General features: G+C 49.1%; 21 protein-coding genes. 4 read left to right on the top strand and 17 right to left on the bottom strand.

Annotated features, from left to right (window positions below):
- Window positions 1-239: 239 nt before the first annotated feature.
- From EJL91_RS15550 to EJL91_RS15540, 3 genes are all read right to left on the bottom strand, one after another.
- Complete coding sequence (locus EJL91_RS15550) at window positions 240-920, bottom strand: YesL family protein (protein WP_125142891.1); 681 nt, start codon at window positions 918-920, stop codon at window positions 240-242.
- Between the two features lie 177 nt (window positions 921-1,097).
- Window positions 1,098-1,784 (bottom strand): GNAT family N-acetyltransferase, encoded by a 687-nt coding sequence (locus EJL91_RS15545; protein WP_125142890.1) that lies wholly within the window; start codon window positions 1,782-1,784, stop codon window positions 1,098-1,100.
- Window positions 1,785-1,813: 29 nt separating this feature from the next.
- Window positions 1,814-2,332 carry a peptidylprolyl isomerase gene (locus EJL91_RS15540; RefSeq protein WP_125142889.1) on the bottom strand — a complete coding sequence of 173 codons (519 nt, stop codon included), beginning with the start codon at window positions 2,330-2,332 and terminating at the stop codon, window positions 1,814-1,816.
- A gap of 319 nt (window positions 2,333-2,651) precedes the next feature.
- On the opposite strand from EJL91_RS15540, the gene EJL91_RS15535 reads away from it, so the two are divergent.
- Entirely contained in the window at window positions 2,652-3,455 is an 804-nt protein-coding gene (locus tag EJL91_RS15535) for an alpha/beta hydrolase (RefSeq protein ID WP_125142888.1), read from the top strand.
- Window positions 3,456-3,541: 86 nt separating this feature from the next.
- Here the strand turns inward: EJL91_RS15535 and EJL91_RS15530 are convergent, their stop codons facing one another.
- The 6 genes from EJL91_RS15530 to EJL91_RS15505 all read right to left on the bottom strand — a co-directional run bounded on the left by EJL91_RS15530 (window position 3,542) and on the right by EJL91_RS15505 (window position 11,183).
- Entirely contained in the window at window positions 3,542-4,546 is a 1,005-nt protein-coding gene (locus EJL91_RS15530; protein WP_125142887.1) for a DnaJ C-terminal domain-containing protein, read from the bottom strand.
- Between the two features lie 81 nt (window positions 4,547-4,627).
- A complete protein-coding gene (locus EJL91_RS15525) occupies window positions 4,628-5,089 on the bottom strand; it encodes an Hsp20/alpha crystallin family protein (RefSeq protein WP_125142886.1) in 462 nt (153 codons plus the stop codon).
- Window positions 5,090-5,453: 364 nt separating this feature from the next.
- Entirely contained in the window at window positions 5,454-6,890 is a 1,437-nt protein-coding gene (locus EJL91_RS15520; protein ID WP_125142885.1) for an APC family permease, read from the bottom strand.
- Window positions 6,891-7,134: 244 nt separating this feature from the next.
- On the bottom strand, window positions 7,135-8,451 hold the full coding sequence (locus EJL91_RS15515; RefSeq protein ID WP_125142884.1) for a M18 family aminopeptidase: 1,317 nt from the start codon (window positions 8,449-8,451) through the stop codon (window positions 7,135-7,137).
- A 2-nt stretch (window positions 8,452-8,453) separates the two neighbouring features.
- Window positions 8,454-9,692 (bottom strand): peptidase T, encoded by a 1,239-nt coding sequence (gene pepT, locus EJL91_RS15510; RefSeq protein WP_125142883.1) that lies wholly within the window; start codon window positions 9,690-9,692, stop codon window positions 8,454-8,456.
- 36 nt (window positions 9,693-9,728) lie between these two features.
- The gene (locus EJL91_RS15505) at window positions 9,729-11,183 is read right to left on the bottom strand and encodes a sodium/glutamate symporter (protein ID WP_125142882.1); all 1,455 of its coding nucleotides are present in this window, start codon (window positions 11,181-11,183) and stop codon (window positions 9,729-9,731) included.
- A 399-nt stretch (window positions 11,184-11,582) separates the two neighbouring features.
- Between EJL91_RS15505 and EJL91_RS15500 the strand changes: the two genes are divergently transcribed.
- On the top strand, window positions 11,583-12,440 hold the full coding sequence (locus tag EJL91_RS15500; RefSeq protein ID WP_125142881.1) for a YitT family protein: 858 nt from the start codon (window positions 11,583-11,585) through the stop codon (window positions 12,438-12,440).
- A 63-nt stretch (window positions 12,441-12,503) separates the two neighbouring features.
- Here the strand turns inward: EJL91_RS15500 and EJL91_RS15495 are convergent, their stop codons facing one another.
- Window positions 12,504-13,475 (bottom strand): LysR family transcriptional regulator, encoded by a 972-nt coding sequence (locus EJL91_RS15495; RefSeq protein WP_125142880.1) that lies wholly within the window; start codon window positions 13,473-13,475, stop codon window positions 12,504-12,506.
- Window positions 13,476-13,795: 320 nt separating this feature from the next.
- Here EJL91_RS15495 and pepT (EJL91_RS15490) point away from each other — a divergent pair, with 320 nt between their 5' ends.
- Window positions 13,796-15,022, top strand: coding sequence for a peptidase T (gene pepT, locus EJL91_RS15490; RefSeq protein ID WP_125143216.1), 1,227 nt, complete (start codon window positions 13,796-13,798; stop codon window positions 15,020-15,022).
- Between the two features lie 331 nt (window positions 15,023-15,353).
- Here pepT (EJL91_RS15490) and EJL91_RS15485 read toward each other — a convergent pair whose 3' ends face one another.
- Window positions 15,354-16,718 (bottom strand): alanine/glycine:cation symporter family protein, encoded by a 1,365-nt coding sequence (locus EJL91_RS15485; protein ID WP_125142879.1) that lies wholly within the window; start codon window positions 16,716-16,718, stop codon window positions 15,354-15,356.
- Window positions 16,719-17,012: 294 nt separating this feature from the next.
- Here EJL91_RS15485 and EJL91_RS15480 point away from each other — a divergent pair, with 294 nt between their 5' ends.
- On the top strand, window positions 17,013-17,990 hold the full coding sequence (locus tag EJL91_RS15480; protein WP_125142878.1) for a zinc dependent phospholipase C family protein: 978 nt from the start codon (window positions 17,013-17,015) through the stop codon (window positions 17,988-17,990).
- 97 nt (window positions 17,991-18,087) lie between these two features.
- Here EJL91_RS15480 and EJL91_RS15475 read toward each other — a convergent pair whose 3' ends face one another.
- The 6 genes from EJL91_RS15475 to EJL91_RS15455 all read right to left on the bottom strand — a co-directional run bounded on the left by EJL91_RS15475 (window position 18,088) and on the right by EJL91_RS15455 (window position 23,957).
- Complete coding sequence (locus EJL91_RS15475) at window positions 18,088-18,681, bottom strand: flagellar basal body L-ring protein FlgH (protein WP_125142877.1); 594 nt, start codon at window positions 18,679-18,681, stop codon at window positions 18,088-18,090.
- Window positions 18,682-18,767: 86 nt separating this feature from the next.
- Window positions 18,768-18,935 carry a hypothetical protein gene (locus tag EJL91_RS24615; protein WP_164516859.1) on the bottom strand — a complete coding sequence of 56 codons (168 nt, stop codon included), beginning with the start codon at window positions 18,933-18,935 and terminating at the stop codon, window positions 18,768-18,770.
- Window positions 18,936-19,145: 210 nt separating this feature from the next.
- Complete coding sequence (locus tag EJL91_RS15470; RefSeq protein WP_125142876.1) at window positions 19,146-20,108, bottom strand: hydroxyacid dehydrogenase; 963 nt, start codon at window positions 20,106-20,108, stop codon at window positions 19,146-19,148.
- Window positions 20,109-20,191: 83 nt separating this feature from the next.
- Entirely contained in the window at window positions 20,192-21,328 is a 1,137-nt protein-coding gene (locus EJL91_RS15465) for an amidohydrolase family protein (protein ID WP_164516858.1), read from the bottom strand.
- A gap of 32 nt (window positions 21,329-21,360) precedes the next feature.
- The gene (locus tag EJL91_RS15460; protein ID WP_125142874.1) at window positions 21,361-22,632 is read right to left on the bottom strand and encodes an SLC13 family permease; all 1,272 of its coding nucleotides are present in this window, start codon (window positions 22,630-22,632) and stop codon (window positions 21,361-21,363) included.
- Entirely contained in the window at window positions 22,632-23,957 is a 1,326-nt protein-coding gene (locus EJL91_RS15455; protein WP_125142873.1) for a sodium/glutamate symporter family protein, read from the bottom strand. The genes EJL91_RS15460 and EJL91_RS15455 overlap by 1 nt, the downstream gene beginning before the upstream one ends.
- Window positions 23,958-24,003: the final 46 nt, after the last annotated feature.

The following is a 24,003-nucleotide window of genomic DNA, read 5'->3' as shown; positions in this document are numbered from 1 at the left end:
TTTGCCAATCATTAAAAAAGCGCATTCTAAACCACTTAGAACCGCGACAATACGCCGGTCCGCACTTGGCGAAGGTGGTAAACGGCGGCAGGATGGCGGGCGGGAGCGATCTCTTCCGGGTTTCAGTCCCTCCGACAACCTTCCCCGGATTCCCCCCTGCGACTATCTCCCCACCGGGACTGCCCCCCCAGAAGAACTCGCTCCCGTCCGCGATCCTGCCAAAAGCGTCCCCATCCCAACTAAACCATATACCTCTTGAACACCCTGCAAAGCAGAAGCGAATTGATATAAAGCGGCCCGGAAAGCGCCCAGAAGGCCAGCCAGGACGCATAATTAACTGCAATATAGAAAAATGCCGCATTGAGCATTACCATCAATACCGTTGACGGCAGATGACGCACCGACATCATAAAAGCATTGCTGAGTGTCCGATGTACAGGATTGACGAACCGTGCCTGGACGGCGTATACGTATAGTGATGTAAACATATACATCACGAGCAGAGCCAGGAATATCACTGCCATCGCCAGGCGCACCGGGCTGCCTGTTGAGAAGATTCCCGACAGTACTGCCCCGGAACCTGAAAAACCGGTGGACGGGTTTGCGGGCAGGCCTGTCCCTCCAAGGACTACATACCATAAATCTACCATGAGCACAGCCCCTATCAGCCAGAGAATGATATTAATGACTGTGGACTGAAAGAAATTGTCTTTGAATGCCTTTAGAAAACTCCGGTAAATATGGGATTCACGGTCCTCCGCCATTTTCAGGGTAACATAATATAACGCTGTCACTGATGCCCCGGCCGTTATGACCGGAATGCAGAACAGGACCGCAAGAAAATTCAATATCATTAAATCCCAGACCCTCGACATCAGCATGAAGAAGGGATTGTCGTAATCGAACAGTTTGGATGCCATTGTAAATTGCCTTTCTTTCTATAAAAAGTGTCTTTCTTCCCAGCTACTCCTGGAACCCAGGGTTTTCTGTGTTTTTCTAAGTATTCTCAAAGATCTATGCTCAAAGTTCACGAAGTTCTTTTCTTACAGTTCTCAAAGTCCTTTTCCTAACGGTTTCAAAGTCCTTTTCTAACGTTCTCAAAGATATTTATCAAAAACAAGAAGTCCTTCCTCCGCTTCCGCAGCAGTTCCGGATAACGTAAATCCCAGTTTCTGCGCCAGGCTGGCAGACGCCTTGTTTTTACTCTCAGTTTTTATCACCAGCCGATTAAGCCCCAGTTCTTCCCGTGCATATCCGATTATTGCGCGGCAGGCCTCCAGGGCGTATCCCTGCGACCGGAACGGCTCATAGATATGATATCCCAGTTCCCCATCCGTGATACCGGCCTTACCGATGACGGATCGGCTTTGTTTTTCCACCAGCGCCCACAGGCCGCATTCATGAAAGCGGTACTGCCCGGCTATATAGTTTTCTCTTAAAAGCCGGTCGGAGAATACGCCTCCCCCGTCGTCCGGGGATTCCCGTTCCAACGGATCTTCTGAGGTAAATTCCCGTATGAGCAGTCTGTCCGTCTCTGCGATCACCCATGGCAGCCCGGCATTCCTCCTTACCGCGCGCTCTAAAAGCATTTCATCCGCCGCACCGGCTTCACCGATCAGATACAGGCAGGCGTCAAAGCCTGCCCCCGAACCGCCGCGTTCCGGATCCCATATTCCAACAATGGCTCTTCCTGCCGCTGCTGCGGCCAGAAGAGCCTCGTTCTCGTCCGAAACAGTGACCGGGTATTGTTTCCCTTCTACTGTAACTTCCTTTATAATTGTCATACTCTTATCTTCTTTTCAGAAAAGGCGTTTTAGCATTTCTCCGGTTCCGGATACTCCTCGCCAAATGTTTCTACCGTCATTGTCTTGATCTTCTGCTCTTTCATCGGTCGGTCGTTCCAGTCTGTCTTCATTCCGGCAATTTTGTCCACAATATCAAGTCCTTCCGTCACTTTACCGAAAGCTGCGTAGGAACCGTCCAGATGCGGAGCGTTATCATGCATGATAAAGAACTGGGAACCTGCTGAATCCGGAGCCATTGATCTTGCCATGGAAAGCACGCCTTTTGTGTGTTTAAACTGGTTGGTAAAGCCATTCTGGCTGAACTCACCCTTGATAGAGTATCCCGGGCCGCCCATGCCGTTGCCGTCCGGGCATCCGCCCTGAATCATAAACCCTTTGATCACACGGTGGAAAATAAGACCGTTGTAATATCCTTTTTTAATCAGGCTGATAAAGTTATTTACTGTATTGGGGGCGATTTCCGGATAAAGCTCAGCTTTCATGATATCGCCGTTTTCCATCTCAATTGTTACAATTGGATTCTGCATTTGATTTCCTCCTAAAGTTTTTGCATTTTCCTATAAGTTTAGCAAACTACGGAGGATTTGTCCAGATATTCAACTAAAACCTTGCCGTTCGTTAATCCCTACGCTGCCGTTCACACCTCGCGGGATATTGCCATTGAACAGAAACAAACCCGCTCCCAAAAATCTTAAACCATTGCACCGCCCTTTCCCGGTATGGTATACTGGACATGGGACGGCCGGCACTGCCGGCAGCCGGGCGAAAGGCTCACAAGACGGTAGCCTTCAAGCTCCGTGCACAGGCTGTCACACCAATCAATTCAATCAAAGGAGGGCGTTACTTATGGGTGAAATGATCTCGTCATACGACGGCACAAAATTGTACCTGAATAAAGAGGTGGGGAAAGATTGTAAGGCAGTCGCCGTGATTGTCCACGGCCTCTGTGAGCATCAGGGACGGTACGACTATTTTGCCGGACTTTTCCACAATGCAGGGATCGGAACTTACCGATTTGATCACCGCGGTCACGGGCGTTCCGAGGGGGAGCGCACCTATTATGAAGATTTTAATGAACTGTTGGACGACACTAATGTGGTTGTGGATATGGCGATCGCCGAGAATCCGGATCTTCCCGTATTTCTGATCGGCCACAGCATGGGCGGTTTTACCGTAGCCCTGTACGGCGCCAAGTATCCGGATAAGAAGCTGCGGGGACTCGTAACCAGCGGAGCTCTCACCGTAGATAACGGCAAGCTGATCACTGGTGTTCCAAAGGATCTGGATCCCCACACGCAGCTTCCGAACGAGCTGGGTGCCGGAGTCTGCTCCGTGCAGGAGGTTGTGGACTGGTATGGCAAGGATCCTTATAATACAAAGACATTTACCACCGGCCTTTGCTATGCAATCTGCGATGGGCTGACCTGGTTTGAGGACAGCATCCAAACCTTTAAATATCCTGTCCTGATGCTCCACGGTGAAAAAGACGGACTGGTAAGTGTACAGGATACTTATGATTTCTTTAAAAACGCTCCGTCTGCCGATAAACAGATGAAGATTTATGGCGGATTATTCCATGAGATTTTCAATGAATACTGTAAAGATGAGGTTATCTCAGATGTGATTAACTGGATTTTAGGCCGCTGTTAATCATACTTCAGCCCCGGTTCCGGGCACCGCGTAAGAACGCATTGTGCCTGGAACCGGGGCTGAAAAAACTTCCATAGATGAAATTTTTAACCGGTAGCGGACATTTTGCATGCCTGGTCAAATTCCCTTAACTTACGTTTGGCGTCCTGAGTCAGTTTTTCCGGCGCCTGGATTTCGATCGTCACATACTGGTCGCCTTTCACAGACGAATTTCTCATGGATACAATTCCTTTTCCTTTCAGCCGTATCTTACTTCCAGGTTTTGTACCTTCTTTTATCTTGCATACAACATTGCCGTAAATAGTCGGAATCGTTGCTTCACCGCCCAAAACGGCCGTTACAAACGGGATTCTGACGGTGGAGTAAACATCCTGCCCTTTTCTGCTGAAGCCCGGCTTCTCTTTTACCGTAACCTTAAGAAGCAGATCTCCGGCCTCGCCGCCCTGGATTCCAGGATTTCCTTTTCCTTTCAGACGGATGATTTTGCCCGGCTCAATACCGGCAGGAATATTGACTTCGAGCGATTTGACCGTTCCGCTGCCATCCTTCAGATGGATTAGCTGGCTGCCGCCTAACGCAGCTTTTTCAAAACTGATTTCCATCTCCGCGTTTAAATCGGAACCTTTTCTCTTAAATCCATAGCTGAAATCGCGCTCCTGATATCCGCCGCCGAAATCATCGCCGTAGGAGCCGCTCCTGTAGAATTTTTCCGAACCGCTATGAAAATTTCCTCCAAACAGGTTCTTCAGAATATCATCCATATCCTCTCCGCTCTCAAAATGATACTCATGGAAACCGCTCTTTTGCCCGCCGTAGGAGCCACGGAAACCGTTCCCGGCGCCGCCGTAGGCCCCGGCATCTCCCTCAAAGGCTGCATGCCCGAACTGATCATACAGTTTTCTTTTTTCCTCATCCCCAAGCACGCCATACGCCTCATTCACTTCTTTAAACTGTTCCGCCGCATGTGCATTGCCCTCGTTGCTGTCGGGATGGTATTTTTTTGCAAGTTTCCGATATGCTTTTTTTATTGCCTGCGCATCCGCACTTCTGCCGACGCCCAAAACCTCATAATAATCCTTTTTCAATCTCATCACTTCCCTTCCGGTTTACGTTATATATAAAGCGAGAGGCCAGACCCGCTGACCCCCCGCCGCTTCAATTGTGTCCCACGCTTACTCAATGGTAATATATTTCCTGGTTTCCACCGCAGGCTTTGCCTCTTTCTTCGGGATAAAAATCTTCAGGATGCCGTGCTTAAACTCGCCCCTGATCTCATCCTGGGTCACTTCCTCACCTACATAGAAGGAACGCTCACAGGCGCCTGCATACCGCTCCCTGCGGATATACCTGCCCGTCTTCTTATCCTGATCATCCTGATCAAGGCCTTTGGCCGCACTGACGGTCAGGGTGCCTTCTTCCAGGGAAACTTTAACTTCGTCTTTCGCAAAACCCGGGAGGTCCATCTCCAGCATATAGCCGGAATCGGTTTCCCTGATATCCGTTTTCATCAGATTCTTGCTGTGATGGCCATACAGCTTTTTCTCCAGCCGCTTCTGTTCCTTGTCATCAAAGAATGGGAAATCTTTCATAAAATCATCAAACAAATCCTCACCAAAAATACTAGGCATTAACATAAGTCATCTCTCCTTTTCAATATGCTGTTTACCTTGTTTCTTTGGACTGGGAATCGGGATGTAAAGTTTTTCTTTCCTGATGTCTTTCTATCCTTTTTCCTTGTTCTGGTTATGTTATACCACCTGTTGTTAGCACTGTCAAGAGGTGAGTGCTAATTTTTTTATGAAAAATTTGTGTCCTCCCGATGCAGCTGCAAAACGGTACAGATTAGGAAAATAATATGCAGATATAAAAGAAATTTAATTGATGCCGGCCACGCATAACGCCCTGAAACAGGGGGGCTGCCGCACTGAATCGTTTCAGTTCATGCGGCAGCCCCCCTGTTTTCCCTGATAAAGCATATACAACCGGTACAGATTTTATTTAAGATACATGTTTCTCGCGTTTTTTGATCTCCGGCAGAATCAGGCCGAGTGCGGTCAGCACAAACGGAGTGATAATATTCAAAGCCGTGGAAGCGATATCTCCCTCCACATACATTCCCAGGATACAGCAGACCGCCGTAACCAGGAAGCACCAGCCTCCGGCCGTAAACGCCAGCCCCTGGCTCTTTGTAAACCGGTATTCCGGCTGGAATTTTGTAAAATGGACACGCAGGGCGATATAGGCTCCAAACACCCACAGATAACGCAGGGGCATTGTCACGGAATTCAGTTTGTTAAGCTGTGTCAGCACGGCCGCCGCACCCGGAACAAAGGACTGAATCAGGATGATACTTCCGGACAGGAACACGACCATCCATATTCCGTTGATATAAGCCCCATATTTGTTCTTTTTCAAAAGTCCGGACGGAATATATTTTCTCGCCTCTTCGTTGTCCAGCAGCATACGCAGCGGCGCATCAATGCTCAGAACCAGTGTGGAGAACTGGCCGATTGCGTTGCAGGCGGCATAGACAATCAGAAGGAAATTTCCTACATGGTAATATTCTCCCAGCTTCTGGAATGCCCAGTAGGAGCCGTTGGAAACATAGGAATTAAAACTTTCCTTGCTTTCGTTGATAAGTGCAGGGTCAAACATCTGCCCCATGGCGACTGTGCCTAAAATCGCGCAGACCATAACCATCACGGCCAGCATAATCATACCTTTTGGAAATCCCCTCGACGGATCCTTTACCTTATTTACATAGGGAGAAATCTTTTCACAGCCTCCCACCGCAAATACCAGGATTGATAAAGAGGTAAAGTATCCGACGTTAAACTGCGGAATCACCTGTTTAATTCCGAAATTTAGCGGAACATATTCTGCGCGGGGATTGATGAACGGCGCTGCAAACATCATTAAAATATAGAGCAGAGACATGATAAACATGCTCGTTCCGGCAATAGTGGCCAGTTTTTTCAGAGGATTCAGGCCGCGGCTTGCCACCCAGCAGAAAAACAGAAACACAGCCAGCGTTGCAAGCTGTACCCACTGTGTCGGAAACATGTCGTAGGTCGTGCCGTTCTGGAATGCCATCCAACTTAGAGCTTTTAAGCCTCCGCTTCCCTTACTTGCAATATACGTCACATGGCAGGCCCAATACGTCCAGCCCGCATAGTAGGCAAACTTGGAACCGATTGTCTGGTGGATCCAGGAACTCACCCCTCCGCCGTATGACTTAAAGGCGGAACCCAGTTCCCCCACCATAAGCGTGTAAGGGATAAAATACAGGATAAACATCAGGATCCAGCTGAAAATAACCTGGGTTCCGTTAAAATAGACGAAACCATTTGTTACATTACCGAATCCCCAAACGGTAGAAAAGGCCATAAAAGCCAGCATATACCAACTGATTTTCTGCGATTTATCTTTTTCCATAATTCCCCGTTTTCCCTCCTGCCGCATTATCTTTCCGGTTTTTTATTTTACCGGCAATATTTATCTTCTCCGGTAACGGCTTCGTACCTGCGCCGTTACCTTTCCTGTTTCATTCTTTCCCATTTTCATACATTTTAGTACTGTACTGCGCAAGTTTCGTTTATTTACGCCGCATCGGTTCTCCTGTGCCGCCGCACAAACATCCTCTGCACAGTCCGGCGGGCGGTTCCGTCCGTCTCCCGGCTTACTCCGTCCTGAGACGGTAACGTCCATTTCCCTCGCAGAAGATACCGGAAGAGAAAAACGTCTCCATTGCAGACAGCAGATACGCCGTATCCTTCACTCCGCAAGTCTCATATGGCGAATGCATGGCAAGCTCCGGAAGACCGATATCCACCGTGTTCAGGGATACATGGGAATTGGAAATGTTCCCGAGGGTCGATCCGCCCAGGATATCGGAGCGGTTGACAAAAGTCTGGAACGGCACGCCCGCTGCCTTGCAAACCGCCTTAAAAAGGCCGGCTGAAATGCTGTCCGTCGTATATTTCTGGTTGGCGCTGTGTTTGATGACAATGCCTCCGTTCAGGAACGGGCGGTTGTCCACGTCGGCTTTATCCATGTAGTTCGGATGCAGGGCATGGCCGTTGTCGGCCGAAACCATGAAACTGTCGGCCACGGAGATCAGGTACTCTTCTCGGTTTCTGCCCATCGCCTCGCTGATGCGGCCCATCACGTCCTCCAGCAGGGTGGAACCGGCTCCCTGTTTCGTTCCGCTTCCCACTTCCTCATTGTCAAAAACGGCGCACATAGCCACATGCGTCCTGTTTTCCGCTTTCAGAAGTCCCTTCATCGTCCCGTAGGCACACTGCAGGTCGTCCAGCCTGGAACAGGATATAAACTCATTTTCCGCTCCCCAGACCGTACCCGGGACACGGTTATAAAGAAACAGATCGCTGCTTAAAATCTGTTCCGGCCGGACTCCGGCCTGTTCCGCCGCCATCCGCATCAGCCTGTCTTTTTCACCCGCCATCCCAAACAGGGGCAGCATATCCTTCTGTGGATTCAGCGCCACTCCTTCGTTCGCTTCGCGGTTCATATGGATTGCCAGGTTGGGAATCAGGACCAGATCCCGGTCAATGTTGACGAGACGGCTCTCAAAACTGCCTTCATGTTCCACCAGAACACGGCCTGCCACGGACAGAGGCCGGTCCATCCAGGGAGCCATCAGCATTCCGCCGTATTTCTCCACGTTCAGTTTGACATACTGCCCGCCGGCATCCATCTCATGTTTTTCCTTCAGTTTAAAAGAAGGAGAATCACTGTGGGAGGCCGCAATCATAAATCCCCTGTATGAGCATTCGGGAATACGGAATGCAATGGTAGACGAACCGTTGCGGGTGGTAAAGTACTTTCCGCCTTCCGAGATCTTCCAGTGTTCCTGCTCCATCAGCTCCTCAAATCCATCTTCCTTAAGCATGCTGCGGAAATTCTCCACCACATGGTAGCTGGTGGGACTCGCATCAATAAACTTCATCATATCGCGTGAAACCGCTTCAAACATTTTTACTGTTCTCCTCTCTGCGCCACTTTAACGAACTCTCCGGCCAGGCTGACCAGCACATCGGCCATGGATTCCATGGACTCCGCCGGAATATACTCGAATACCCCGTGGAAATTATGGCCGCCGGTGGACAGGTTCGGACAGGGAAGGCCCATAAAACTGAGCCGCGCTCCGTCCGTCCCGCCTCTGACCGGAATGGTCCGGGGCTCCACGCCGCAGGCCTTAAAAGCCGCGTTTGCCTTGTCTATCAGGTGCATATGATCTTTTATTATTTCCTGCATGTTGAAATACATGTCACGAAGTGACAGTTCTACGGTGCCGGGACCGTATTTTTCATTCAGATAGGCTGCAATTTTCTCCATACGGGCTTTTTTCGCCTCGTATTCCTTCCTGTCGTGCTGCCGGATGATATATTTCAGGCTGCACTCCGCCACGGAACCCGACATGGCGGAGAGATGGTAAAATCCTTCATACCCTTCCGTATAAGACGGCTGTTCATGGGCCGGGAGCATGCCCTGGAGTTCCCAGGCCACCATCAGCGCATTAAGCATCCGCCCCTTTGACATACCCGGGTGGATGGAACGGCCGTGTATCGTGATATTGGCCGTAGCTCCGTTAAAATTCTCATATTCGATCTCGCCGAGCGCTCCCCCGTCCACAGTGTAGGCAGCGTCTGCCCCGAATTTTTTCACATCAAAATACTGGGTTCCCCGGCTGATCTCCTCGTCCGGAGTAAAGCAGATGCGGATCTGTCCGTGACGGATGGACGTATCTTTCATCATCCGCTCCGCCGCAGTCAGAATCTCCGCGATTCCCGCCTTGTCGTCGGCTCCCAGAAGCGTGGTCCCGTCTGTGACAATGAGGGTTTTTCCCTGATAATCCAAAAGCTCCGGAAACTCATCTTCCTTAAGCCACAGGTCAAGTTCCCTGTTCAGCAGGATATCTCCCCCTCTGTAATCGACCAGTTTCGGGTGGATTGGCCCGCCAGGGACGGCGCTGCTGGTATCCATGTGTGAGATAAGGCCGAGCACGGGCACACCTTCCACGTTGGCAGGTATCGTACCGGTAACATATCCGTGTTCATCCAGTTCCACGTCCTTAAGGCCTATTTCCCGCATTTCCGTTTCCAGCATCCTGGCCAGATCCCACTGTGTTTCTGAGGAAGGACAGGAAGACGATTCCTCCCTTGAGGTCGTATCCACGGAAGTATATTCTAAAAAGCGCTCTGCTGTTGATTTCATAAGTCAAATTCCCTTCTTAATTTGTCTAACGGTTTGTCAGGCAGTTTCCGCCAGCCGGCCGGCCGCGTCTTTCTCTCCGGCCGTCTCCTCTTTTCCCCTGTACAATATTTTTCCAATTCCGACAATCACATAGCAGATAATGACATAGATTACCCCGAACATCAGCATTTGATAGGATGTACCTCTTGCAAGAATTGCATACATAATTGGTGTTGAAATCAGGTCAATCACCGTCCGGATGGCATAGGAGAAGGAATAATCTTCCAGAGCCGGGCTCTCAAAATCGGGATCACAGATTTTGAGCAGTGTAATGCCGGTCATCATGACTCCGGTGTTGATACCAAAGCTCAGGATGCCGCGCTCAAACGGAAAGCTGTCCGGCATGAGAACCTGGAACATCTTAACAGTTGTATAATAAACCACTACAAAGGCTGCCGCGCTGATTACGGCGATTGGAAGCATGTATGCCATTACGGCTTTCACCGGCATGCTGGCAATAGCTGCGGTAATTGCGATATCCGACATCGCGCCGCTGATATGTGATTTCACTCTGGCATCCACAAGCCAGTCCAGTTTAAATACATTTAAGAGGAAATTGACGCCGTACATGATAATCAGCGCATAAGGCCATACGGGAATATCTTCAAAACCGATCACCTCGTAGGTCACCGCGAGGCCGCGCACCCAGTAGGCCATTGCGCAGACGATTAAAATGATTCCAATATGGACGCTGAGTGTCTCGATGGCGGAGCTCACCGTTGTCTCACGTCCCAGCTCTCCCTGTTCTTCTTTTTTCTTGGTATAGCCAAAGGATGTGGAGGCCGGAAGCTGTGCCGATTTTTTAAGAAACGCCGTTTCCCCGTTTTTGGATGCCCTGTTGATGATAAAAACGCCCAAAATTAATCCGCCCAGCAGTCCTACCGTTGCAAAGGTACTGGAAACGCCCTGGGCCAGTTCCCAGTGGGACGCTCCCGCCTCCATGAGAACATTGCCGACTGCGCCTGCGCTGCCGTGCCCTCCGTTGAAGCCCTGTGACATTTCAAAGCCGAAGTTGTTGTAGAGATTCAGGTTCGGAAGAAATTTTCCCATCAGAAGAGCCAGACCCACACCCAGAATTACCTGGAATCCGAAAGCGCCGCTGGCAATTCCGCTTATCATGGTCACTTTCGCCACTTCACGGCGTCCGCCGCCCTTCTTCTCCGCCTTTTTGTTTTTAAATTTTCCCAGCGGGATTGCCGCAAACACCGGAACAATCAAGATACCCGGCAGCAGGGACCAGGTGGATACCCACTCCTCCTGGATCGGCACAAAAGATGCCTGTCCCCAAACCTGCGGTCCCAGAAACAGACCCACAAAACCACCCAAAACCGACGCCGGCACCAAAAGTTTGCGGAACAGCGGCACCCTGGCCCTGAGAAACATACCAATCAGCAGCAGCGCGCAAAGCACACCTGTGCTCTGAATAAGAGACTGAAGTAAAGAACTTGTCATGAGTAACCCTCCAATTTTAATTTGCATCGCCGGATCCATGGCTGCACATTTTTAATGATTTCATTATACTATTCCGCTCTCATTATTGTCTAATTCTAATAGTATAATAGAACTTATCACATTTTTGTGATGGTATAGGAATTAAGGGATTATAAGAACTATCAGATGAAAGGAATTAGATTTCAGAAATTGAACCCGATATAATAAAGATGTGTTATACGTCACAGTTCAGCCATAATGTATTCCGCGAGGTGTTTTCGCTGTTTTTTGCGAAAATCCCGAGTTATGCGGCGCGAAACGGCTTTTTTTGCCGTTTCTGTGCATCATTTGTTACAGTTTGGCCGGAGGCTGAACTGTAACTATTATACAGATTGATTTTATTGGAGGTAGCATTTAACCATGAATAAGAAACAGCTCGGCCGGCAGATCGGCGACTACGGGTACATCACAGTGATTGTGACCGTTATGACTTTCGTAATCTACTTTTTTCAGCTTCCCAACCACTTTGTCTTCGGAGGCGTGACAGGACTGGCCGTACTTCTCTCGTCCGTCACTCCTCTCAGTTTTTCCATCCTCAACCTGTCCATCAACCTGATACTGATTCTGGCCGGTTTTCTCTGTATCGGCAGGAAGTTCGGTGTCCGGACCGTTTACGTGACCTTGCTGTCCTCTCTTCTGTTCCGCATTCTGGAGCTATGGGTACCGTCGCCCATACCGGTCACAGATCAGCCTGTACTGGAAATGATCGTCGTCATTTTTACCGTGGCTCTGGTGGCCGCCTCACTGTTTCAGAGGGATGCCTGCAGCGGCGGCACGGATATCGCGGCGATGATCATTCAGAAATATGTAAAAATGGATATCGGCAAGGCCCTGTTCTGCGTGGATCTGGTGACGGTCCTTTTCTCTTTTGTCATCTACGACGCGTCCATCGGGCTGTTTTCCCTTTTGGGGCTTATGTGCAAGGCATTTGTCATAGACACCTGCATTGAGAGTCTGAATCTGAACAAATACTTTACCATCATCTGCCGTGATCCCGACACAGTGTGCCGGTATATCCGCCAGGATTTGGGGCGCGGAGCCACCGTCTACCAGGCGGAGGGAAGCCATACCGGGGAGAAAAAATACGTCGTCATGACAGTGGTTAAACGCAGCCAGGCAATCCTGCTGCGCGGCTTTATCCGAAACAGTGAGCCGGATGCATTTCTGGTGATTACCAACAGCAGCGAAGTGGTGGGAAAGGGATTTCTGCTGGAGTAGCCCTTCGTCCACTCACTCTGCGGCTCCTCTGTGGTCTGCTCTGCAATTCTCTGCTGTTCACTGCTATTCATCCTGCCATTCACTGGAATTTTCGATCTTTTTGAGGAATTCCGCCATACATCTCGGGACGTATCTTTTCTTTTTATAGTAGAAACTGATATCCCTCCGGGAAAATTCCAGATCCAGTTTGTAGTAGACCACGTCCGGGTGGGGTTTGGCGCTCTTAATCAGGGTATCACTGATAAAAGAGGCTCCCACACCCGCACAGGTCATATTGTAGGCCGTGAGCTGCTGGTTCATCGTGAGTATTGCCTTCGGTGAAAAGCCGTGGTGTTCGCAGACCTCCAATGCCTTCTGGTAAGTCTTATTCTCCGGGGACAGAAGCACAAAAGGGGATTCTTTAAATGTTTCCAGCGGAACGCCCGGATACTGCGGCCCTAGAAAACGGCCTGATATGATATTGTCAAAACTCTGCTGCCATGCAAGAAGGGAGCGGTTAATCTCCCATTTCCGCGGAACAGCCAGGATCATATACTCGGTTCTGTAGTGCTGTCTCTCAAACAAGGCATCCGGCAGCTCCTCATTCTCAATCAGGAAATCCAGCACTCCGTCCGACAACTGTTTCTGAAGCGTAGTCACGCTCCCTTCCACAATACTGATCTCCACATAGGGGAATTCCGATTTATACTCCGCAATCAGGGATGGCAGCACATAGGAAGAAAACAGGGCGCCGCTTCCAATCAGCAGCTTTCCCGTCTTCAGGTTCTGGGAGTCCGCCAGGTAATTAGTAAAGTTCTCCTCCACCCTGATAAGCTGCTCCACCGAATCGATATAGGCCTTCCCCACATCGGTCAACTGAACCGGGGACGTGCTCCGGTCAAAAATCGGGGAGCCGATGCAGTCCTCAATCCTCTTAATCCGGTTACTCAGGGCCGGCTGCGTAATATACAGATTCTGGGCCGCAGCCGAAAAGCTCTTCTCCTTATAAATTTCATAGACATACTCTTTCCCAAGAAACAAATTTTCTCCCTGCATTATCTCCCCCTCGGCGCCGCCGCAGACAATACTGGCAGCCGCTTCTCAGTAAATTCACGTTATCACAAAAAAGTGATGGTTTTTGATGTTATCATAACAAAAAAGTGGGCGGACTGCAACAGGGGACTATTTACTTGAGATGCGAGGACGCTTCTGTGGGTGGCGGACGGGGAGGGGTAGGTTATGAGTCTTCCGTCCCGGCGGCGTTCTCGTGGCTCAACCAATTGACTTTCAATACGCAATATGACAAAATAGAAAGGAGTATGAAACGGATACGGCAGATTTCATTGTCAGAAGAAACTGTCAGAAAAGGAGCGGCTATGTGGGCTTACAAACGATTTCTTAATTATGCGAAGATCTGGACATCCAGTGAGAGGGACAGTACTTCCGTCCCCAGCAGTCTGCGCCAGTTTGATCTGGCACACCTTCTGGCTTTTGAACTGAGGGAACTGGGGCTCTCCGATGTGGAGGTCAATAATTTCGGCATCGTTTATGCCAGACTTCCCGCCACACCGGGTTACGAATCAAACCCCAGGCTGGGATTTATCGCCCATCTGGACACACATCCCGATTTTAACGGTAAGGACGTAAATCCTCAAATTATAGAAAATTACGACGGCAGGGATGTTCCCCTTGGAACTTCCGGTCAGGTTCTGCGTGTCGCCTCCAATCCGCATCTGCCGCGTTTAAAGGGCGATACCCTGATTACCACCGACGGGACCTCGCTTCTCGGCGCGGACGACAAGGCGGGAATCGCCGAGATCGTCACGGCGCTGGAGCACATTATCGCAAAGGATATCCCGCACGGGACCATCTGTGTTGCTTTTATGCCGGATGAAGAGATTGGGAACGGGACGGACAATTTTGACATTGAGCGCTTCGGAGCGCAGTATGCCTATACCGTAGACGGCTGGAACGCCGGTGAGATTGTCTATGAAAATTTTAATGCGGCCCAGGTTGCAATCCTGATACGCGGACGGACTACCCATACCGGTCATGCAAAGGATAAGATGGTCAACGCCCAGTTGGTCGGCATGCAGATTAACAGTCTGCTGCCTCCTAACGAAATACCGGCCGAGACGGAGGGTGCGCAGGGATTTTACCACCTCCTCTCCTCCTCGGGGACTGTCGTGAGCGCCAATCTGGTTTACGCAGTCAGGGACCATGACGAAGTCCTGTTTCAGAAACGGCTGGACACTCTCTCCTCTATCTGTGAAATGATGAATGAACATTACGGCCCTGGAACCGTATCTATGACCGTCAAGCATGAGTACCGCAATATGAGGCCCGTGATAGAATCCTGTTTCCACCTGATCGAGCACGCAAAATCTGCGGTGAAAGCGGCCGGCATCGAGCCTCAGCTTAACCTGGCCCGCGGCGGCACGGACGGAGCCAGATTAAGCTACAAAGGGCTTCCCTGCCCGAACCTCGGAGTCGGAGGCTACGCCTACCACGGCCCCATGGAACACATTACGGCCGAGGCACTGGAATCTGTTACACGGATTATTGTGGAGCTGATACGCTCCTATGCGGAATACCGGCCATAATTAAAAAATAATTTTAACGTGCGTAATTTGTCGGATGTAAGAGATGTATGGGACAAATTGTCATATGGGGAATCCGGCTGTTTTAGCCTCCGGATTCCCCATATTTGCGTCCTTTCCCTCTTACACGTTCATATTTCGTTCACGAATCATTAAAAAACCTTTTACATAATGAACATTATTTCTTCATCTTTCCCCCATATACTATAAACATAGCAAACAAACAATGCTTACAAGATTTTTTTCATAATATCGAGCTGATTTAAGTATCAGCTCTCCTCCCTTTTTCAAATATCAAAATGCCTCTCACTGCTGGAGAGGCATTTTGTTTTGTCTAAAAATTGTTTTTCAGGCTATGTAACGGCGATTTTACTTCCTTTGACAACAGCAGTATTCCGATTAGGTTCGGTACCGCCATCAGGCCGTTGAACACATCGGAGAGGCTCCATACCAGTTCCAGCTTTGCCACACATCCAAAAAATACCGCATTCAGGTATACAAACCCATAGAAAAATAAAAATATCCTGCCCGCGCCGGAATGTTCCGTCAGGTAGGCTACGGCCTGCCTGCCCAGATAAAACCAGGCGATAATTGTGGCAAAGGCGAAGAGAGCCATGGACACGGCGGTCAGATATCCTCCGGCCGCTCCGAAGCACTGCGAGAAGCAGGCCGCAATCATCGCGCTTCCGTCGGTCTGGCCGTCGGCATAAAACAGTGTGCCGGCCGCGCCGCTCTTTCCTGCGATGCAGAGAATCACGAGGGCCGTCAGGGTGCAGCTGATGATCGTATCAAAAAACACCTCAAAAATCGCCCACATTCCCTGTTCCCCGGCCGTTGTCTTCCCGGCCGAGCCATGGAGCACCGCCAGGCTTCCCAGCCCCGCCTCATTGGAAAAGACTCCTCTCGCCACTCCGTAGCTCAGCGCCTTTGTCATTCCGTAACCGGCGGCGCCTCCCGCGGCGCTTTTGACATTAAAAGCCTCTTTTACGATTTCGGCAAACACTCCTGGCACCCTGTCGTAACAGCTGAAAATAACAATTCCGCATAAAACCATATAAAGACAGGCGGAAAACGGCACCAGCCTGCTGGCCGCTTCGGATATCCTGCCGATTCCTCCAAAAATCACCGCCATCGTGAGCACGGTCACCGCAAGTCCGGTTATCAGCGGAGGAAGGGAAAAAGCATAAGTAAAGCTGTCGGAAATCGAGTTAGCCTGAACCATGCTTCCCATCCCCAGCGATGCCAGGACACAGAAGAAAGCATAGATAAGCCCCATCTTCCGGCTCTTCAGCCCCCGTTCCAGATAGACGAACGGTCCGCAGATATACTGGCCGTCCGGCCCTTTGTATCTGTATTTAATACCCAGATACGTTTCCCCATATGCGGCCGCCATCCCGACAAAAGCCGACACCCACATCCAGAAGACGGCTCCCGGTCCCCCTGCGGCAATAGCCGTGGCCACTCCGGCGATATTTCCCGTCCCAACCGTGGCGGCCAGAGCCGTACACGCTGTCGCCATCTGGGATTTCGATTCCTCCCCACCGCCTCCCAGCGTTCCCACCGTGGCCTTCCACCAATACCTGAGATGAAAAATCTGAAAGCCCCGTAATTTAAATGTATAAAAAATTCCCGTTCCTAAAAATAACACTAAAAGCCATGGTCCCCATACCAGATCATGGATTACTTTTACAATCTCCATTTTACCGCCGCAAAATTTCCAGTCTCTGTATCTTTTTATTCTTGTTTCCAGCTCCTTATGCACAAACTCTATCGCAATCCGGGGAGGAATATGATATAATATTTGCGTACGCGGACGTTATTTTATGCGCATATAGATTTCCGTGCCTGCCACAGAAAGTCTTGCGCTCACTTCCGCTAAAGACTTACATCAAATTCCGGCACCGGACTTTACCGGGAGTTTAAGTCCCCGGAATGGACATAATGTCATAAAGACGGTCATTAACAAAAATAAAAATGGAAGAGGGTATTTCTCATGCCAGGTTTTACTACCCACTATATATTCGGAATGAAGGCATACAACGACATGCCAAACTCTCAGTTAAAACACATTGTTGCCAAATACCGCTGGCTTTATCAGCTTGGCCTCCAGGGGCCGGATATGTTTTTTTACAATATCCCCATTCTCCGTCATCAGGATTACAGGAATGTGGGCTCTTATATGCATGAACACCAGGTCAGCCAGTTTTTCGACTGCTGCCTGCGCCATATCGGCCTGATACAGTCGAGACAGCAGAAGGAGGAGGCGCTGGCCTATTTCGCCGGTTTTATCAACCACTATGTCGCCGATTCCATCTGCCATCCGTTTATCTACGGCAGGATCGGCTATGATATCAATGAACCTTCCTCCAAGAACCACGGCCTCCACGCCGCCCTTGAGAACGAACTGGACGCCATCCTTCTGTGGAAATACAAACAGAAAAAGCCGTCTGAATTCAACCAGACAGCCAGCATCTGCTTAAACGGCCAGGAGATACAGTTTATTTCGCATTTTCTGTCCTCCTGCATCAACGAAACATATTACCCGGTCACTTACCGCAATAACTTCCAGGTCACTCCAGCTATGGTACACCGTTCGGTATGGGCCATCCGCTTCGGCTGCCGCACCCTGGCCGACAAGTCCGGTCTTAAGAAAAACAGCATCGAATTCATTGAATCCCTGTTTTTAAAGCAGCCTATTGCGTCCGCAAAACTGGTGACCGACACCATATCCAATTACCGCAACAGCTGTAATCTGGATCATGAACCGTGGTGCAACCCGTGGAAACGTTCCCTTGCTTCCACCGCGTCATTCGTGGATCTGTTCCACCAGACGCTGGCAAAGTGCAGCAATGTTTATTATCTGCTCAATTCCTGCATCACCAGCCCTGTTCCTCTCGATAAACAGGATTTATCCATCCTTTTAAACGAACTGGGCAATTATTCGTATCACAGCGGCCTGCCTGTTTCCTAAAACAGAAGAACAAAAACAGGATGGAATCTCCGGCCTCCGCCGGAACTTCCATCCTGTTTTTATCTGTCCCGCATGTTGGACAGCTGTTCTTTTATTCCTATTCTGTTGTTTCTTCCGGCGTTTCTGTGCTGCCTGCCGCAGCCTCTGTGTTTCCGTTCCCCTCTTCGGCCAGACTCTTCTCCAGCTCTGTTGTGTCAGGGAGGACAAATTCCATGCCTGCCCCAAAGTTACCGCTCATAAACCAGGTTTCCTCGTCGTCCTGTGTGCTGGCGGGTGCAATTCCAAAGGAAATGCTGTAATCCTTCCAAAGACCTCCGTAGGAAGTCTCGCTGGATTTCTCAATGGAGAAGTCCTGTGTGGCAACTACATCGTTAAATCCCTTAATCAGAGTATCCGCATAATTTCTGATCTCACTGGTTGGGAAATCGTCCGATACAACCCACACCAGCATAATCTCTTTCTTCTGCGGTTCCAGAAGGAAATGAAAATCATCACTGTAAGGATATGCTGCCTTATCCTCAAAAACGCCCTCTGCATCTGCACTAACCTGAGTCCAGTCAATCTCTATATCATCCTGCATATCGAAATTAGGATCCGCGATCTTAGTCTCGGAATCCGGCTGTACAATATTACTCTGCACACATCCGCTGAGCAGAACCATGCATGCTGCTAATACTAAAAATTTCTTCATCAAAAGTTTACCTCCTTACGCCGCATGGTTATTATATAATATACTTGTTCATTTTTGTAGTCATTTTTGAAAAATTCAAAAAATCTTCATATTTCCCAAACATTTGTTAAGAAATAAGTATTTTCAAGGGTTTCCAGACTTTGCATATCACTTCTTCCGAAAAAATTCCGCTCTGTCACATCACATATCTTTATGCCATAAATACCGCCAGCTCCTGCTCTGTAATCCCCTGCTTTCTCTAAGCTGAATTTCAAGTATTTTGATCCCCTCTTCCATTCCTAATTTCCAAATCCGAGCACCGTCTTTTCTGAGCTTATATTAGCATGGCTGTTGTACAACTTCCTAACAGGATTCACTTTCTATCTTCAAAGAATTTATATTGTCTCATTATGCAAAAAAATCGATGACCTGCACGCTCTGGGCACAGGCCACCGTTCTCAATCTTATTAGTTCTGTCTTCCGGCTTATATCATATCCCGCATTTCAGGTATCACAAATTTGGGAGTGCGTCCTGAAAAGAAGTCGTCTATCGCCTCGGCACAGGAAACAGAAGATCTGGCCGCCGCTTCCTTTGTCGCTCCGCCGATATGCGGCGCTGTCAGTACGTTTTCCATCTTTAACAATGGGTTTTCCGGGTCAAGCGGCTCCTTTTCCAATACATCTAACCCGGCTCCCGCTATTTTTTTAGCTTCCAGCGCCCGGATTAATGCAGGCTCATCCACGATCGAGCCGCGCGCCGTGTTAATCAGGTAGGCTGTGTCCTTCATCAAATCAAATTCCCTGTCACCGATGCTGTGTATCGTCTCCTTTGTGGCCGGAACATGCACGGATACATAATCACTGTTTCTGAATATGTCATCACGCTCGGAGACTATCTGAAGGTATTCAGGCGCCTCTCCTTTAAAAAACGGATCATAAGCAATCACTTTCATGTCAAAGCCGTAAAATGCCTTTTTTGCAACCAGTGCGCCAATATTTCCCACACCTATGAGACCAAGGGTCTTTCCGCTCAATTCTGTTTTCGGGATTCCCATTTTTGCATAGCGGTAGTCTTCTATGTAATGATTTAACACTGCCTTAAAATTACGGGAGCAGTAGAGCATATAAAAAATTGCAAGTTCAGCGACTGAAATGCTGTTGGCTCCTCCGGCCGTTACAACCAGTACCTTATTTTCCCTGGCCGCATCTAAATCTACGCCGTCATATCCTGCTCCATGACGTGCCAGTATCTTTAATTTGGGCGCCGCATTCAGTATATTGCGTGTAATTTTAGCGGTTCTCACTATCATAGCATCGCAATCCCGGATATCTTCAATAATATCCTGCTCCGTAAATCCTCTTCCATCCACGATCTCATAACCGTGCTGACGCAGATACTCATATCCTTCTGCTAAAATCGGCTGTGGTAACAATACTTTATAACTCATTTTTCTTCTCTCCTTTTATTATCAATCCTTTTGTTATCAACCATAAGTCACATTATAAACCTGTTGCACCGGACGGCCTGCGCTTAAAACCAGGTCTGTCTGAACACAATCCTGCCCCGGGATACCGTGAGTAACGGAGACAGCATCGTATTTCCGTAAAATTCCCTGTTATCTGCATCCGCAAATTTAAATCTTCCACTTATTTTATCCAATATGACCAGGTCGGCCGGTGCGCCCTGCGCCAGCGTTCCTGCCAAATCCTTAAGCCCCATCAGTGCGGCCGGATTCATGGTTACCGTTTTCAGAATGTCATTGAAACGCATTCCCAGGGCAAGGTATTTTGACATGATAAACGGCAGGTTTTTTGCATTGCATCCCCGGTTCAGGGTAGTCGGGGTAATGTCGGAACTGATGATATCCGGTAAAAAGCCCTGCTCAATCGACGCTTTGGCAACCGGATAGCTGAAATTAATGCTCCCATTTGCGGCATCCATAATAACACCCCGCCGGGACGCCTCCCGCATAGCTGGTATTACCTCACCGTCCTGATCGAGAATGGTATTCCCTTTTCCGTGAAACACATGGCAATAGATGTCTCCCGGCGCCAGGGTCTCTGCAATCTCCCGGGCGCCGACAGGGGAATCCGTCACATGGACACAGAGCGGAAGTCCTGCCTGCCGCGCAATCCGGCAGGCTTCCTGAAGAGGAGCAATTCCCCGCTCTCCTATCATGGCCCGTCCAATGCGTAATTTCAGGCAGACAATCTCTCCGGAATACTTCTGTGCCAGATCCAGGAGTGCTCCCTCATTCCAGGACGCCGGATCTGCCGGTTCCTGGACGCCGAATCCCGGCTGTCCGATGGGTGAAATGTGCAGCATAAATTTTAAAGGAAGCTGGCTTAAAAGCTGGGTCTGTCTGTAAAAAGCCTCAAAACCGGCACATCCGGCCGTACCTCCATCAACCGCCCCGGTCACCCCAGACGCAAATAAAAGGTTGGGATTTACCCCGAAACTGCTTCCGCCATAATACAGATGAGTATGAAAATCAATGAATCCCGGAAGTACATAATATCCTTTTGCATCTATTATTTCACCGGCCTGGATTCCGTCCGTACCGGCAGATACAATACGTCCGTCTGCAATCCCTATATCGCGGATTTCATCCACACCTGACGCCGGATCCACTACATGCCCGTTTTTTATTAAGATGTCGAGTTTCAAAAAATATACCGCCTCTCTGATGGTCGTCAAGCTTATGGATACAGGGGCCAGATATGCGGAATAAGGATAATGCATACCGCCATGTTGACCAGAACAAGACCAATATTGCTCTTAAAATAATCCTGAAAGTGGAACCCTCCGTATGAATAGACAAGATTCGCCGGAGGACAGGCAATCGGTGTGAGCAGAGCATGCGTTGATGATATCAGCAGCACCACCAGCAGCGTAACAGGACTTACTCCTATGGTGGAGGCAATCGCCACAATAATGGGTGAGAGCAGCTGGCACGTCACCGTATTTGACATGAACTGGGTCATAATACAGGATACCAGGAAAATAATCACCGTAATGACATAAGGATTCGTAGAACCGCCGATTAAGTAGATCACCGTATCCGCCATAATTTGTGCGGCACCGGTGCTCTTTAACGCAGTCGCCATTGGAACCATTCCGCCAAGCAGGATGACCGTTTTAATACTGACCATCTGGTATGCCTGTTTCTCATTAAATATTCCGAACAGCACGGTTGCCACCGCACCCAAAATAGCTACCATATAAGAGGGGACTCCTGTCCTGTCTTCAAAAATCATTCCCACAAACACACACAACAGGATTACAACGGAAGCGATTTGTTTCCATTTCGGAGCTTCTTTCGGCTTCTCCACGTTGTAAATACTGTCTCCGTCGTCAAATTTTGTGCGCAGCGGAAGGAATTTGAAACCGATAAAGTACATGTATACCAGCATTGAGATTGTCAAAGGCAGGCCTATCTTTGTTATCTCAAAAAAGCCAAACGTTCCGCCCTGTTCAATAATCGCGTTTCCGACTAACACGTTTGTAGACGCGTCACCAACCAGGCTGAGTCTTCCGCCTGACATACTTCCCAGAAATGCACACATCATCATCCTGGATCGGCTGTACCCCGTAGACGCGGAAATTCCCATGATAATTGGTATAAATACGGCAACTGTACCCGAATTGCTGAGAGCAGATGACAAAATCGTTGCCAGTATGAGGATACTCATGAGCATCTGCTTCTCCGTCCTGGCATACCGGGTGACCATACCTGCTATTTTATCGGTCACACCGGTTTCAAACAGTCCGCTTCCAACTACTACCACACCAATCAGCATTAATATGGTTTTACTCGCAAATCCGGCCACCGCTTCCTCCGGCGTCACAATTCCCAGAAGGACAAGCGCGCTCAGGTTAAGCATAATCGTCAGGTTTACAGGCAGCTTTTCGGATAAAAATAAGATCAGTGAAAGAAAAAGAATTAGTAAGGTAATTGTTGCCTGCGACATTATTTACCTCCCTTTCCTCTTCTCCTGTCAAAGAACAGGAAACCTACCACCGTAAAACCTACCATAATCGCCATTCCGACTCCGCAGGTCAGTCCTATGCCGCTCATGAGCCATACAGGCGTAAGGCCTACGAAAATATCCTTCCAGGACATCAGAGCCGAATAGACGCCATGTGTATCTCCCGCGCTGGACTGTAATTCCGGATCGACGGCACGCACAAGCGCAAGGCCGGTAGAGGAATTGCCTGTAGCTGCGCCAAAAGCCATACATGCTTTCTCAAACCACTCATCTTTACAAAAGCGGTAGGTCAGATAGAATACGATCGGCACGGTCAATGCGCAAAGGGTTAAGGTGTAGATCAATACAGGTACCATATAGGTAGTGACAAAGTCCAAATTCAGAGTAGCCATAGCCGTAAATACCGTGATTTCAAGACAAAAACCGCTAGCCATCTTCACTGTTTTCAAGTCAACATATTTATCCAGTTTCGTGGTTTTTAAGATTTTCCACAGGATCGCCCCTCCGAAAATACCGTGAAGCACGCTGGGCAGTCCGGCAAAGAAGGGTATATATGTACCAAGAAAGCCGAACAGTTTCCTTCCTATAAACAGCGCCGCCAAAAGCCATGCTACCTGAAGAGCGAGATGGTTAATACTGATTCCCGTTGTCACCGTATGGCCGGACGGCGTTCTTTTCTCCTCCGGCAGTACGCCTCCATAAAAATAGTCCGGCTGCTTCTTCGGCGTCTTCACATACGTTCCCCATCCTTTTCTGAGACCGTAGTTTACCATAATCATACCTACAGCCATTGAAACAATAAGACCTAACGTGGAAAGCACCATACCTACAGCCATGTTGCCGTCATTTCCCAGCTTTTCAAAGGCCGCGCCGGCTGCCGCAGCCGTTCCATGTCCTCCATGGAAGGAAAAAACTCCCATTACTCCCCACCCCTGGGGAAGTCCCGGCCAGAATTTTTTGAGGAACCATCCGAGCGCTACACCTGCGCCCAGCTGCATTCCATAAGAGGTCATCGTAGCGCAGGAATAATCCAGATAGGAACCAATCTTGTCTTTATTGATCGTGACTCCGAATACGGTCGCCGCCATTACAATGTCAATCATAACGCTGGGAAGGGAACTGAAGCTGGCCGGTACATCGACCACTCCAATCATCTGAGGTCCCAGCAGTAAAAGAACCAATCCGCCAATCAACGATGCCGGCAGAAACAGTTTCTGAACCGGTTTTACTAGTTCACGGACAAAAAAGCCAACTAACATAAATACCGCTAATAACAACATATCATTACATAATGATGATACTGTCATAATCCACCCTCCTAAAACGAATTATATAGCCTCCAATTTTACTTTT

The sequence above is a fragment of the Clostridium transplantifaecale genome, assembly GCF_900626075.1.
In the GTDB taxonomy this organism is placed as follows: Bacteria; Bacillota; Clostridia; order Lachnospirales; family Lachnospiraceae; genus Otoolea; species Otoolea transplantifaecalis.
This window is presented reverse-complemented; position numbering and strand designations above follow the sequence as displayed.

What these genes read in the sequence shown, in the direction of transcription:
- pepT (WP_125142883.1), bottom strand. Translation starts at nt 9,692, where the DNA reads ATGAAATCAACAGCAGAGCGCTTTTTAGAATATACTTCCGTGGATACG.
- EJL91_RS15540 (WP_125142889.1), bottom strand. Translation starts at nt 2,332, where the DNA reads ATGCAGAATCCAATTGTAACAATTGAGATGGAAAACGGCGATATCATG.
- EJL91_RS15495 (WP_125142880.1), bottom strand. Translation starts at nt 13,475, where the DNA reads ATGCAGGGAGAAAATTTGTTTCTTGGGAAAGAGTATGTCTATGAAATT.
- EJL91_RS15515 (WP_125142884.1), bottom strand. Translation starts at nt 8,451, where the DNA reads ATGTTTGAAGCGGTTTCACGCGATATGATGAAGTTTATTGATGCGAGT.
- pepT (WP_125143216.1), top strand. Translation starts at nt 13,796, where the DNA reads ATGTGGGCTTACAAACGATTTCTTAATTATGCGAAGATCTGGACATCC.
- EJL91_RS15550 (WP_125142891.1), bottom strand. Translation starts at nt 920, where the DNA reads ATGGCATCCAAACTGTTCGATTACGACAATCCCTTCTTCATGCTGATG.
- EJL91_RS15530 (WP_125142887.1), bottom strand. Translation starts at nt 4,546, where the DNA reads ATGAGATTGAAAAAGGATTATTATGAGGTTTTGGGCGTCGGCAGAAGT.
- EJL91_RS15535 (WP_125142888.1), top strand. Translation starts at nt 2,652, where the DNA reads ATGGGTGAAATGATCTCGTCATACGACGGCACAAAATTGTACCTGAAT.
- EJL91_RS15505 (WP_125142882.1), bottom strand. Translation starts at nt 11,183, where the DNA reads ATGACAAGTTCTTTACTTCAGTCTCTTATTCAGAGCACAGGTGTGCTT.
- EJL91_RS15475 (WP_125142877.1), bottom strand. Translation starts at nt 18,681, where the DNA reads ATGAAGAAATTTTTAGTATTAGCAGCATGCATGGTTCTGCTCAGCGGA.
- EJL91_RS15520 (WP_125142885.1), bottom strand. Translation starts at nt 6,890, where the DNA reads ATGGAAAAAGATAAATCGCAGAAAATCAGTTGGTATATGCTGGCTTTT.
- EJL91_RS15500 (WP_125142881.1), top strand. Translation starts at nt 11,583, where the DNA reads ATGAATAAGAAACAGCTCGGCCGGCAGATCGGCGACTACGGGTACATC.
- EJL91_RS15485 (WP_125142879.1), bottom strand. Translation starts at nt 16,718, where the DNA reads ATGGAGATTGTAAAAGTAATCCATGATCTGGTATGGGGACCATGGCTT.
- EJL91_RS15545 (WP_125142890.1), bottom strand. Translation starts at nt 1,784, where the DNA reads ATGACAATTATAAAGGAAGTTACAGTAGAAGGGAAACAATACCCGGTC.
- EJL91_RS15460 (WP_125142874.1), bottom strand. Translation starts at nt 22,632, where the DNA reads ATGTCGCAGGCAACAATTACCTTACTAATTCTTTTTCTTTCACTGATC.
- EJL91_RS15470 (WP_125142876.1), bottom strand. Translation starts at nt 20,108, where the DNA reads ATGAGTTATAAAGTATTGTTACCACAGCCGATTTTAGCAGAAGGATAT.
- EJL91_RS15455 (WP_125142873.1), bottom strand. Translation starts at nt 23,957, where the DNA reads ATGACAGTATCATCATTATGTAATGATATGTTGTTATTAGCGGTATTT.
- EJL91_RS15480 (WP_125142878.1), top strand. Translation starts at nt 17,013, where the DNA reads ATGCCAGGTTTTACTACCCACTATATATTCGGAATGAAGGCATACAAC.
- EJL91_RS15525 (WP_125142886.1), bottom strand. Translation starts at nt 5,089, where the DNA reads ATGTTAATGCCTAGTATTTTTGGTGAGGATTTGTTTGATGATTTTATG.